This is a genomic window from Sneathiella sp. (assembly GCF_036844445.1).
Classification (GTDB): domain Bacteria; phylum Pseudomonadota; class Alphaproteobacteria; order Sneathiellales; family Sneathiellaceae; genus Sneathiella.
In genome coordinates this window covers 107,140-119,106 of sequence record NZ_DAIUFV010000008.1, presented here as the reverse complement: position 1 = coordinate 119,106, position 11,967 = coordinate 107,140, and the positions used below count along the sequence as shown (strand labels likewise).

Annotated in this window: 10 protein-coding genes; 5 read left to right on the top strand and 5 right to left on the bottom strand. The window is 60.3% G+C overall.

From position 1 onward, the window contains the following. Positions 1–99: 99 nt before the first annotated feature. From V7Z56_RS14670 to V7Z56_RS14655, 4 genes are all read left to right on the top strand, one after another. Positions 100–663: a DUF924 family protein gene (locus V7Z56_RS14670; protein ID WP_334130284.1), complete on the top strand. Its 564-nt coding sequence runs from the start codon at positions 100–102 to the stop codon at positions 661–663. A 24-nt stretch (positions 664–687) separates the two neighbouring features. Beyond that, positions 688–1,452, top strand: coding sequence for an SDR family NAD(P)-dependent oxidoreductase (locus V7Z56_RS14665; protein ID WP_334130283.1), 765 nt, complete (start codon positions 688–690; stop codon positions 1,450–1,452). 83 nt (positions 1,453–1,535) lie between these two features. Further along, complete coding sequence (locus V7Z56_RS14660) at positions 1,536–2,306, top strand: trypsin-like serine peptidase (protein ID WP_334130281.1); 771 nt, start codon at positions 1,536–1,538, stop codon at positions 2,304–2,306. A 137-nt stretch (positions 2,307–2,443) separates the two neighbouring features. Next, positions 2,444–2,761, top strand: a complete 318-nt coding sequence (locus tag V7Z56_RS14655; RefSeq protein ID WP_334130280.1) for a hypothetical protein — start codon at positions 2,444–2,446, stop codon at positions 2,759–2,761. Here the strand turns inward: V7Z56_RS14655 and V7Z56_RS14650 are convergent, their stop codons facing one another. Genes V7Z56_RS14650 through V7Z56_RS14635 form a run of 4 tightly spaced genes read right to left on the bottom strand, consistent with a single transcriptional unit; the run spans position 2,762 to position 9,231 of the window. Continuing rightward, complete coding sequence (locus V7Z56_RS14650) at positions 2,762–4,828, bottom strand: HD-GYP domain-containing protein (protein ID WP_334130279.1); 2,067 nt, start codon at positions 4,826–4,828, stop codon at positions 2,762–2,764. Beyond that, entirely contained in the window at positions 4,821–5,543 is a 723-nt protein-coding gene (locus V7Z56_RS14645; protein ID WP_334130278.1) for a transglutaminase-like cysteine peptidase, read from the bottom strand. The genes V7Z56_RS14650 and V7Z56_RS14645 overlap by 8 nt, the downstream gene beginning before the upstream one ends. Beyond that, entirely contained in the window at positions 5,543–6,871 is a 1,329-nt protein-coding gene (locus V7Z56_RS14640; protein ID WP_334130277.1) for an HlyD family type I secretion periplasmic adaptor subunit, read from the bottom strand. Before V7Z56_RS14640 ends, V7Z56_RS14645 begins: the two co-directional genes overlap by 1 nt. A 2-nt stretch (positions 6,872–6,873) precedes the next feature. Next, on the bottom strand, positions 6,874–9,231 hold the full coding sequence (locus tag V7Z56_RS14635) for a type I secretion system permease/ATPase (protein ID WP_334130276.1): 2,358 nt from the start codon (positions 9,229–9,231) through the stop codon (positions 6,874–6,876). 620 nt (positions 9,232–9,851) lie between these two features. On the opposite strand from V7Z56_RS14635, the gene V7Z56_RS14630 reads away from it, so the two are divergent. After that, entirely contained in the window at positions 9,852–11,159 is a 1,308-nt protein-coding gene (locus tag V7Z56_RS14630; protein ID WP_334130274.1) for a TolC family outer membrane protein, read from the top strand. A gap of 63 nt (positions 11,160–11,222) precedes the next feature. Here the strand turns inward: V7Z56_RS14630 and V7Z56_RS14625 are convergent, their stop codons facing one another. Continuing rightward, positions 11,223–11,864, bottom strand: a complete 642-nt coding sequence (locus tag V7Z56_RS14625; RefSeq protein ID WP_334130273.1) for a transglutaminase-like cysteine peptidase — start codon at positions 11,862–11,864, stop codon at positions 11,223–11,225. Positions 11,865–11,967: the final 103 nt, after the last annotated feature.

Genomic DNA, 11,967 nt, shown 5'->3' with positions numbered 1-11,967 from the left:
CCCCGCTTGTCACATCTTCCACATCCCTATAGATTCCGGCCATGACGATGCAAAGGTTGCGGGTCGGTGGTGCGTCTCGCGGATGGAAGGGTAACTGTTATGGACCGCGCTCAGGAAATTCTCGATTTCTGGTTTCTCCCCGAAGATCACCCCGATTACGGCAAGCCGCGCGCCATCTGGTTCGAGAAGAACCCGGCGTTCGATGCGGAAATTCGCGACCGCTTCCTTGCGGATTTTGAAAAGGCGGCGGCGGGCGAATATCTCGACTGGACCGAGAGCGCGAAGGGCTCGCTTGCCCTCATTCTCCTGTTCGATCAGTTCTCGCGCAATATGTTTCGCGATACCGCGCGGGCTTTCGCGACGGACGGCAAGGCGCGCGAGATTGCCCGGCACATGATCGAAACCGGCTTTTACGACGCGCTCGGCACCTTCCAGAAACAGTTCGCGGCCCTGCCGTTCGAGCATAGCGAGGATATCGAGGATCAGAAGCTCTCCATCGACCTCTTTCGCGAAATTGGCGACGCGGTTGCTTTTGATTATGCCGAGAAACACTATCTCATTATCGAGCGCTTTGGTCGCTTCCCACATCGAAATAAGCAGCTCGGACGCGAGACGACGCCGGAGGAAGCGGCCTTTCTGACGGAGCCGAACTCCTCTTTCTGACCCGATTACGACAGGATAATTTTCATGCAGAAACTCAAAGATCAGGCCATCATCGTTACCGGCGCGAGCCGCGGGATAGGCGCCGCGGCGGCGCTCGCGCTCGCGGCAAGCGGGGCGCGGCTCTGCCTCAGCGCGCGCACGGCTGCGGCCTGCAGCGGCGTTCTTGAAGAGATCAGGAACGCCGGCGGCGATGCCTTTGCCGCAAGCTGCGATGTTGCCGACTATGCGGCGGTCGAGAAGCTCGTCAGCGAGACGCTGGAGCGGTATGGCCGGGTCGATGCGATCATCAACAACGCCGGTATCGTCACGCCGATCAGCCCGCTTGCCAGCAGTGATCCGAGCGCGTGGGCGGAAAATATTTCGGTCAATCTGCTCGGCGTATACCACGGAACGCGCGCTGTCCTGCCGCATTTTATCAAGCGGGGGGCGGGCGTGATCATCAATATCAGCTCGGGCGCCGCCCATAATCCGATGGAAGGGTGGAGCGCCTACTGCGCGGGCAAGGCAGGCGTTTACATGCTGACGCGCGCAACCGCACTCGAGGCGGCGGAGCATGGGGTGCGCGTCTATGGATTTGCGCCCGGTGTCGTTGATACCGATATGCAGGGGGAAATCCGCGCCTCTGGCATCAATCAGGTCAGCAAGCTGCCGCGCGCCTCCCTTGCGCCCGCGAGCGATCCGGCGAGGGTAATCGCCTGGCTCTGCAGTGAGGATGCCAGCGATCTCGCCGGGCAGGAGCTCTCTATCCGCGACGAGACGTTGCGCGCCCGGGCGGGGCTCTCTCTCTGAGCCCGCGCGGCACCACCCTTTTTCAGTGCTTCGGCCGGTACCGGACAGCGAAGCTCCTCCTCCTCGGCGCTCTCACCGTCTTCTTGCTCCTTGCCGTACCGGTGCGCGCCGATATGTCGGTCTCCGGCAAGGCGCTGCAATCGCCCGGCATCAAGGGCGACGACAATCGCGAGATGGTGGATGTCAGCAAATATCCATGGCGCAGCATCGGCCGTCTTAATCGGAACGGCAGCCACTGCACTGCGGTACTCATCGGCCCCGACATCATTCTCACGGCGGCGCATTGCTTCTGGGATCCGCGCCGCCGCCAGTGGTCGGTGTCGAGCGCGTATCATTTCATCCTCGGCTATCAACGCGGCGCCTATGCGGCGCATTCGCGCATTGAAAGTTTTACGCTTGGCGGCGGGCAGATCACATCGGCAAGCCCCGAGACGCCATTGGTGGAGGAGGACTGGGCGATCGCCCGCCTCGTGACGCCGCTTGGAAAGGAGTATGGGTTTTTGGGTTTCAGCGAACTCCAGGAGGCAGATGTAGGAGCGAAAATTGATGCCGGCCTCACGGTGATCCAGGCGGGGTACAGCCGCGATATCGCCCATGTGCTGACCGCGGATCAAAACTGCCGCATCGAGTCATCTCGCCGCACCAGCGCGAGCACGATGCTGCTGCATCAATGCGATGCGACGGAAGGGGATTCCGGATCGCCGCTTCTGGTGCGGGAGGGGGACGCCTATCGCATCCTCGGTCTGCATGTCGCGACGATTTTCCAGCAGGACGGCGCCTCGGAAGGCGTCGCGCTTTTTGCCGGCAGCTTCCGGAAAGAACTGGCGGCGCTGCTGGCGAAGCAGACTCCATAAAATTTTACGCAAAATCGACGAAATTTGTTATATTCTCCCTCATATGAGGGATGAAGGGACGCGATCTCGGGGCTAACCTTGCGCAAAATACCAGCCGGTTTCCTTCCCGTCACGGGTCAGTGGAGGTGAGAGTTGTCATGAGTAACGACCAGCCAGAAGATATAGATACGGACGCCCTGCCGCTGGTCCGGGCGGAAGATGACGCCGCCGCGGTCGACCTTGCCTTCCTCGATCTCGATGCGACGGACGTTGTTGATCTGGATGCGCTGTTCGATGCGCTGAACATCGCCGCGAACGAAACGACCACCGCCATCGATTTCATTCAGAACGATGCGGACAGGGGCGGGCGGCTGATCGTTTCCGATGCCGATCTCGGGGTTGGCGGCGGGGCCGAAGATGTTTCCGCGGTTGCCGATATGCTGTTCAAGAGCAATATCGCGGCGGACGAATCCTGATCAGTTTCGCTTGGCTTCGATCTCGGCCTTGAAGGCGGCGCCTTCCTCGGTTTCGAAAAAGCGCGTCAAGGCGTCGATGATCGCGGGATCGTATTTTTCCGGATTGTTGCGAAACACCCGCATCGCCTCGTCAACGCCGATCGCCTCGCGGTAGGACCGCGGCGAGATGCGGGCGATCAGGATATCCGCGATGCCAAGAATACGCGCCGGCGTATCAATCTCGTCACCCTTCAGCCCCTTCGGATAGCCGCTGCCGTCGAGATGCTCGTTGATCTGCGTGATGGCATCGACGATGTCCTGCTCCATCTCCGCATTGGTGAGGATTTTCTCGGCGATCTCAACGTGGCTTTGCATGATTTTCTGCTCCTCCGGCGTCAGTCGCGTCTGCTTCTGGCGGAGTTCGGCCGGGATGGAGATCTTGCCGATCTGCGAGAGATGCGCGCCCGTGTCAAGAATGCGGGTAACCTCCGCCGAGAGATCAAGCTGGCGCGCCATATGCCGGGCGAGTTTCGCCATGCGGTTGGAGTGATCGATAAGATAGGGATCGTTCGCCTCCAGCATCTGCGAGAGCACGGCGATCGTTTTGCGATCCAGCGCTTCCTTGCGGCGCTGCTGCTGGACATAGTCGGTGATATCGCTGGCAACGGTCACGATGCCGAGAAACGCGCCGTCATCACTCAGGAACCGCGATTTGGCGACGCGCAACGTGCGTTTGCCGGTTTCTGTCTCGATATCGATAAAGGCGTTGACGGTCTGCTCCGTCGCGATGGCCTTGCGGTCATATTCGGCGAAGTCCCGGGCCGCCTTTTCGCCGAACAGGTCGCGGTCCGTCTTGCCGGGAATCGACCGAATCGGGCAGTTCGCAAGCCGGGCGAGAGAGGGGTTGGCGTAGATATAGCGGCCTTCCGGATCGGTCAGGCTGATCAGTTCGTCGATGGTGTTGTTGATCCGGCCGAGGAGGCGGCGCTGGACGTTGATCTGGCTCGCGAACTCCTTGTACTGGCGGGCAAGTGCGCGGGCGTTCTGGCCGGTGAGCAAGAGCCAGATGGTGATCAGGACGCTGAAAATGACAATCAGGAAGCTGACGGCGAGACCGACAATGAAGAAGGCATAGGTGGTGAGCGGGGCGAGTGCCTCCTCCACCGCGATCTGCTGCGTGACGATCAGCGACGTTCCCGCCACCTCCGCGCCGACCGAGAACAGCTCATTGCCGTTCTTGTCGGTGACCGTGTGAAAGCCTGTTGCGCCGGCGTTCATGCTGTCATCGCGCGTGAGCGCAACGTAAGGCGGGCGCTTGGCGAGCAATTCGAAATACGCTCCGTCGCTTTCCTGATAGAGGCGCGTCTCCTCGCTCTCATGGCCGGGCGTTGCCGGCGCGACCAGCGCCGCGAGCGCCTCCGCCGCAGGCGAGGTGAGAAGCAGAATGCCGACGACAGCGCTGGCGTCGGCCCCGTCAACCGGCCCTTGCGCGGCATAAACGGGGAGCAGGAAGTCAAAGACAAGCCCAGCCGCCGGATCGGCGCGGAAGGGGAGGAAGGTGACGCCGGCGTGGTCCTTTTGCGCGCGGGCGGCGGCGCGCTGCGCATCGGAAAGCGGCGGCGCATCGCCAGAGGCAAGATAGGCGCGCCCGTCAGGCCCGAGCAGATACGCCCCGATCAGCCCTTCCTGCCGCGCGAAGCTGCTGAGTGCGTTCTGCATATAGGGGAGCTGATCGTTGAGGGCTTTTGGCAGCCGGCCGCCATCGGCGAGGTTGATTTCGGTCGCGAACAGGCGGAACAGACCATTTTTCGCCACCCTGTCCGTTGCGGCAATGCGCGAATTGAGCCAGGTTTCAATAACCTCCGCCTTGCCGGTTGCGGCGATATCGAGGCGCTTTTCGGCGGCGGCCGTCAGTTCCTGCTTGCGGGACTGGATCGCGTAATCACAAAGAAAATAGCCGAGAGCGGCCAGCACCACGAAAAAAACGGCAATGAGCTTCCACGGCGCCTTGCGGATAGAGCCGCTGTCGTTCGGGGCTTCTTCGGCAAGGAAGGAATTGAGTTCAAGCTTCAATGTCGCGTCAGTCATTTTCTTCGCTCTCCGAGGCAACCTCGTCTGCACTCATAAAATCCTGCGGAATATGCGCCCATCTCGTGGTGTTATTCACCGAGTAGAGCGGCAGGTAGTAGGTGACGAGGCGTTCCTCCAGAAGGGTGTTGTTCAGGCTGTCGAGAATATATTGCGTGCCGCGATAGCGTATGCTCAACACGGCATGGTTCCGGTTGCGAAGGACATCATTGACGATAACGATGCGCATACTGGCGGGGTCAAACCCAAGCTCGGTCAGGCTGACATATTTCATGACCGCAAAGTCGCGCGCCGTGCCGCCATTTGACACGAACTCCAGCGGCGTGATCCAGCGGCTCTGCTCGTCGTCCGCCTCCGGGAGATGCTTCCAGTCATTCAGGAAGCGGTTGATCTCCATGATCTGGATGCGTTTTTCCGCATGCTTCAACTCGGCGATCTTGGTCCGCCAGAGGGTCATCTGCTGCGTATCGCATTTTTCGATATGCTGATCACACTCGCGCGCCGCGTCGGCGAGGGCCGGGAAGCTGTCCATAACGCTTCGCCACATGGGCAGAGCCGAGAGATCATCGGAGGAGATTTCAAGCAGGCCGAACAGACCTTTCTCGGTGATCTCGGCGCGCGCGGGCGGGCCTGCGGCAAATGCCAGCATCGCAATGCAGGCGAAGAGATGCCGGCGCAAACGAGCGTCGCGACAGAAGGTGCTGATGGAGCGCATTACCGTTCCCTCAGCGCCGTATCCCGCGTTTTCAGGATCGGCTTCATGATGTAATCGAGCACTGTCTTCTGGCCGGTCAGAATATCGACGGACGCAATCATGCCCGGAATGATCGGGAGCCTGTGGTCGCCGCGCTGCAGGTAGTTCTGTTCGGTGCGGACAATAATCTGATAGAAGCTTTCGCCGGTCTTCTCATTCAGGATCGTGTCGGCGCTGATCCGCTCGAGCTTGCCCTTGAGACCGCCATAGATGGAGAAGTCATAGGCCGTAATCTTGACGGTGGCATCCTGTCCCGGCCGCAAAAAGCCGATGTCGGAGGGGCGGATATTGGCTTCCACCAGCAGGGTATCGTCAATGGGCACGATCTCCACGATATCCTGACCCGGTTTGACGACGCCGCCAATGGTGCGGATCTTGATCTCTTTCACCTCGCCCGCGACGGGGGAGCGCACTTCAGTCCGGGCGACGCGGTCCTTGATCCCGATGGCCGACTGACGCGCCGCCTCATATTCGGCGCGGGCCCGGCTCAGCTCCTGCGCGGCCTCGCTTCGAAAGCTCAGGATCTTCTCCTCGATCCGCTGGTTGGCTTCCTTCAGCGCGCCCTCGACGCGGGGAAGCGCCAGCTCCGCCCCGGAAATTTGGCCGCGAAGGTCATTGATCTCGCGCCGCAGCTTCAGCGCATCGACTTTCGGCACGATGCCGCGCTGCACGAGCGGCTCGGTGATTCCCCATTCCTCGTTGGCGAGCGCGAGGCTCGCGCGAAGCTGCTTGAGCTTGCCGTTGATCTCGGCAATTTCCTGCTCACGCTGCTGCGCCTGCTGACGCAGGATGGAAATCTGCGACTGCAACTCTGCCTGCCGGGCGCTGTAGAGATTTTGTTCGCGCACGGAGATGTCTTTGCGCTCCGCCATCAGTTCCGCCGGAAATTCGAGCGGCGTGTCCGTCGCCTCGGCCTCAAGACGGGCAATGCGGCCCATGAGATTAAGATAGTTCGACTCGATCTCCCCGGCGCGGGAGGCGGAGCCGGTATCGTCGATATGCAGCAGGATCTGCCCTTTCTCGACGATATCGCCTTCATGCACCAGCAATTCGCGCAAGATGCCGCCTTCGAGATTCTGGATGATCTGCACCTGACTGGACGGGATGACCTTACCATCGCCGCGCGTCACCTCATCGAGCACTGCCGTGCTCGCCCAGATGAAGGCGACGATGAAAAAGGCAAGGATTCCCGCCAGCAGCATGAAGGCGCGCGGATGCGGGCCCTGCAGCTTTGCCGCCACAACGTCCGATGCGAAATCCGAGTCTTCCCATTTGAGATGCTGGGACATGGCTATTCTCCCGGCTCCCGCAGCGAGGGCCGGGTGATCGCGGCGCTGACATTGCCGCCGCCCTGGCCGAGTTTCAGGATCTTGTCGCGGGGGCCGTCCGCGGCAATCCGCCCGTTGCCAAGCACGATGATCCGATCGACAAGCGAGAAAAGCGACGTGCGGTGGGTGACCAGAATAACCGTCTTGTCCGCGATATAGTCTTTCATGCGCATGATCAGCCGGCGCTCGGAATTGAGATCCATCGCGCTCGTCGGCTCATCGAGCATCAGGATGGGCGGATTGGGCAGGAAGGCGCGCGCAAGGCCGATGGCCTGCCGCTGGCCGCCCGACATGGTGGCCCCCTTTTCACCGACCTGCAAATCATAGCCATGTGGATGGCGGCTGATGAAGTCATGCACGCCGGAAAGGCGCGCGGCATTCAGAATCATCTCGTCATCGGCCTGCGGATGGCCAAGGGTGATATTCTGGCGCACGGTGGCCTTGAAGAGGGTGATGTCCTGCATCACGCTGCCGATGGAGCGGCGGATGTCGGAGGGGTCGATCTGGCGGATATCGGTGCCGTCGATGAGGATCGCGCCCTCGTCGGGCTCGTAGAGATTGATGAGCAGGCGGGAGATGGTGGTTTTGCCCGAACCGACCGGGCCGATGATCCCGACCTTCTCTCCGGCGCGGATCTTGAAGGAAACATTATTGAGCGCCGGCAGATCGCTTCCCGGATATTTGAAGGTGACGTCCTTGAATTCGATATCGCCCTGGATGTTGGGGCGGCTGAGCTGGCGCTTTTCCGCACCGCGTTCCGTCGGCAGCGACATGATATTGTTGAGGCCCTTCAGCGCCACCATCGCCTGATTGAGGCGGGTCAGTAGCCCCGCGATCTGGCCGAGCGGGGCCATGGTGCGGCCAGTCAGGATCGTGCAGGCGATCAGTGCGCCAACGGTCATGGTGGAGTTGGGCTCGCCCATCAGATGGACGCCGTAGACGACGACGGCGACGGTGACGAGCTGCATCGCGGCGGCGGAGAGATTGATACCGAGGCCGGCGAAGAAGCGGGCGGCGACGCTGGTTTCGGCGGTCTTGCCGACAAATCGCTCCCACTCTTTCTGCATATGCCCCTCGATGCCCATGCTTTTCACGGTATCAAGCGCGGAGATGGTCTCGATGATCACGCCATGCTTCTGCGCCGCTTCCTCCGAGGTTTTGGCGACGGCGCGCTGCATCGGCCATTGCAGGGCGAGGCCGACAAGAAGGACGAAGGGGATGGCAACGGCTGGCACAATAAACAGGGGCCCGCCAATGACATAGATGATGGCGAGGAAAATCGCGAGAAACGGCAGATCGACAAGCGCGGTGACGGTGACGGAGGTGAAAAAATCGCGCAGCGTCTCGAATTCGCGCAAATGGTTGGCGAACGCGCCAGCGGAGGCGGGGCGCGCTTTCACCTGCAGGTTCAGCACCTGCTCGAAAATCCGGCTCGAGAGCAGGACATCGGCGCGCTTCCCCGCATTATCGACGAAATAGGCGCGCAGCGTTTTCAGGAGCAGGTCGAACCCGATCACCGTGACAACGCCGATCGCGAGCACCCAGAGCGTTTCCATCGCCCGGTTGGGTACGACGCGGTCATAAACATTCATGATGAAAAGCGGGCTTGCGAGCGCGAAGCTGTTGATCAGGAACGCTGCGATGAGAACCTGCACATAGGTCGGCCAGAACTGCCACATGGTCCCCCAGAACCAGGAGCCCTTCCGGTCAAGCAGCTTCTCGTCTTTCTCGACCCGGTATTTAAAGCCCGGCCGGACAAGGATGGCGTATCCCGCATACATCTCTTCGAGCTTTTTGAGCGGGATGCGATCCGCGCCTTCGCCGGTTTCGGGAAAGATCACATTTGCGTAGCCACCCTCGCGCGCGAGCAGGATGCAGGCCTGCCGGTTCTCTATGAGAAGGACGCAAGGCAGCACCATCTCCGGGATATCGGCGAGTTTTCGATTTGTAATGCGGGCGCTGAGGCCGACCCGGTCCGCCGCGCGCACGAACAAAGCGGGGGTCAGCTTGTTGTCTTCAAGCGGCAGGCCGTAGATCAGCGCATCCGGCGTACGGGGATCGTCGAACAGCTTGGTGAGGGCGGCGAGGCAGCCGAGGAGAGAATCCTGATCGGCGCGGCTCACTTCGGAAAGGTTGATCGTCCAGTCGCCGCGCTGGGTCGCCGCGGGCTCATTGGCTGCCGGGTCCTCGCTCACAAGAGCGGTCGTGACTTCTGCGATCTCATCTTCCACAGCCGTGTGGTTCTCCCCCTCTGGAACAGGCAGGCGCCTGCTGTCCGGATCCGCGTCCAGCGCCATAGATTTATGCGACGTCTCGCTCACCCGTTTTCCCCTGCCGTTTCATATCTTTAGACGTATGACCGTATTTAGGCCGATAATCGCATGATGCCGGCTACGCGTCGTGATACGCACTCTTAATCTCATTCAACGCCCATTTGGTGAAGAAGCGGTTAACGCCCGGCAAAACACCGGATGCATCTTCTCCGATTGCTGCGCCCAAACGCGGCGCAACCGCTTGCGTCTTCCCCGTCAAATCCCCTTGATATCAAGGATTTTTCGTCATAAATATAACGATAAATGCGGACTTTTCCGTCTTAATTCAACAAAAATTAACCATTCGCGAATAAATAGGACACATTCTGTCAAAGCGGCCCGAGAAATCAGGCAGTGGAGGAGGCGCGGTGATGCGTCGTTTCAGCCTGTTTCCTTTTGCTCACGTTTGTTGTAATTATGTTACAACTTGGCACGCTCCTACGAACGAAGCCGGCCGGGCAAGTTGATTGCAGAGGGGAAGAATGCGTAGATTGATTGCGACAATAATGAGGTCTCCGTCGGATTGCGATACGTCGGCCAGACTTGAGCGGGGCGTGTGTTTCGACAGATCGCATATTGACCAATGGGAGAGGGGCATGACGCTTAGGACCAGAGCGGGAAAGAGGGGCGTGTTTTCCGCAAGCCTTTTCGTAGCGGTATTGGGAGGCTTTCTTACAGCCGGGACCGCTGCCGCCGAAACATTGAATGAGGCCGTCCAGCGCACCGTCTCGACATATCCTGAAATCGGCGAGGCGTCCGCCAATCGCCGGGCGATCGATCAGGAACTCAATCAGGCAAAGGGGCTCTACCTTCCGACCCTCGATCTTGAAGCGGGCATCGGCTATGAGTGGACCGATACCGTGACCATCGATAATGAGGATCTGCGGCGGACGGAATCGAGCCTCACGCTGATCCAGACACTTTATGACGGCGGCTTTCGCAGCGCCGAGGTGGACCGCCAGGGCAACCGGGTGGAAAGCGCCGCTTACCGGGTGAGGGAGCGCGCCGAAGCAATCGCGCTTGACGCCGTACGCGCCTATCTCGATTATCTCCGCAGTCAGGAAATCGTCGAACTCGCGCGCCAGAATGTCGCGACGCATCGCCAGACGCTGCGGGAAATCCAGGACCGCGTCCGCGCCGGACAGAGCGGCATCGGCGATGACCAGCAGGCGCTCGCCCGCGTCGCCGCGGCCGAGGATACGCTGGTTGAAACGCTGCGTGCGCAGGATGATGCCGAGATCACCTATAAGCGGATCGTCGGCTCCCCGCCCGTGAACCTGCAACAGCCGACATTTAACGACGGCGTGCTTCCCGCCAATGTCGAGGATATCATCGACCTCGCGCTCAAAAATAATCCCGACATCCTGTTTGCGACATCCGACATCAAAACATCCGAAGCGGAAATCCGCGCAAGCAAGGCCGGCTATTACCCGACGGTCAATCTTGAACTCAGCGCGTCCGCCGACAACAATATCGACGGCGTGCGCGGGCATAACGACGATATGCTGGCGATGCTGCGCCTTCGCTACAACCTCTATCGCGGCGGTATCGATGAAGGGCGCGAGAAGGAAGCGCTCGCCCGGAAATCCGAAACCGAAATGCGCAAGCTCCGCTTCGAGCGGCTGGTGGAGGAAGAGGTCCGCCGCAGCTGGAGCGCGCTCGCCCGCTCAGAGGCGCGGGCGGCGGTGCTTGCGGACGCCGTTGCGGCAAACCGCGACGTTGCCGCCACCTATCGCGAGGAATTTTCCATCGGTCAGCGCGACCTTCTGGACCTGCTGGATGCGGACAACGAGCTTTTCAACTCCGAGACATCGCTGGTCACGGTCGAATATTCCGTCCGCTTCGCGAAATATCGCCTGCTCGCCACCATGGGGATGCTGAACAGCACGCTTGGCGTCAGCCTGCCGGAAGAGGCGATGCTGCCGAGAAACGGCTGATCCTGAGCAGACTGCCCAATGATTAAGAAAAGGCCGCTTTCAGAAGCGGCCTTTTTTGTCGGATCAGTTGGCAGCGCGGGCGGGCTTATGGCGCCACCAGCCTGCCTCATTGACGGAGTAGATCGGCTTGTAGTGGCGGATCCGGCTCGCCTCGACCACCTGACCGATCTGGTTATCCAGAACGAGCTGCCGCCCGTCGAAATCAACGACGAGAATGGCGTGGGCGACGCCGAGATTCATATCCTGAAGGATAACGATCTTCATATCCGCTTCGGACCAGCCAAGGGCGCGGAGCGTGAAATATTTGACGATGGCATAGTCTTCACAGTCGCCAAAGCGGGCGAAGAATTCCTTCGGGATCTCCCAGTAATCCTTGACCCCCCAATTGACCGGGTCGGTGATATAGCGAAACAGATTCATGTGACGGTTGACTTTTTCAAGCTGCTCCGCCTTTGGTAGCAGACGCCACTCCTCGATCAGTTCCACCCATTTCTGATAGGCGCAGCGATTATACTTGTCAGGCGTACAGGCGCCGGGCGCCTTCAGGTAATTGTCGAGGACGCGCTGCCATTTCGGAAAGGGTTTGAGATCGCTGTATGGCGTTTCGGAATAGCCGAAAAGGCGGCCGGCGTTTGCTTCGGCGGGCGACGCAAGCTGCAGGCCCGCGACAATGAGCGCCGCCGCGAGGGTCGTCGTAACCGTCATTTTTCTTAAACCTACCACCACGCAACCTCCGCCCCCTTGGAGCGTCCTTAACCGAGGGTGACATTATCGCAAGGGAATGGTTAACAAAATCCTTCCCGAAGCC

Excerpts from the sequence above, each read along its gene's own strand:
- V7Z56_RS14625 (WP_334130273.1), bottom strand. The coding sequence starts at position 11,864 with ATGACGGTTACGACGACCCTCGCGGCGGCGCTCATTGTCGCGGGCCTG.
- V7Z56_RS14655 (WP_334130280.1), top strand. The coding sequence starts at position 2,444 with ATGAGTAACGACCAGCCAGAAGATATAGATACGGACGCCCTGCCGCTG.
- V7Z56_RS14650 (WP_334130279.1), bottom strand. The coding sequence starts at position 4,828 with ATGACTGACGCGACATTGAAGCTTGAACTCAATTCCTTCCTTGCCGAA.
- V7Z56_RS14665 (WP_334130283.1), top strand. The coding sequence starts at position 688 with ATGCAGAAACTCAAAGATCAGGCCATCATCGTTACCGGCGCGAGCCGC.
- V7Z56_RS14645 (WP_334130278.1), bottom strand. The coding sequence starts at position 5,543 with ATGCGCTCCATCAGCACCTTCTGTCGCGACGCTCGTTTGCGCCGGCAT.
- V7Z56_RS14670 (WP_334130284.1), top strand. The coding sequence starts at position 100 with ATGGACCGCGCTCAGGAAATTCTCGATTTCTGGTTTCTCCCCGAAGAT.
- V7Z56_RS14640 (WP_334130277.1), bottom strand. The coding sequence starts at position 6,871 with ATGTCCCAGCATCTCAAATGGGAAGACTCGGATTTCGCATCGGACGTT.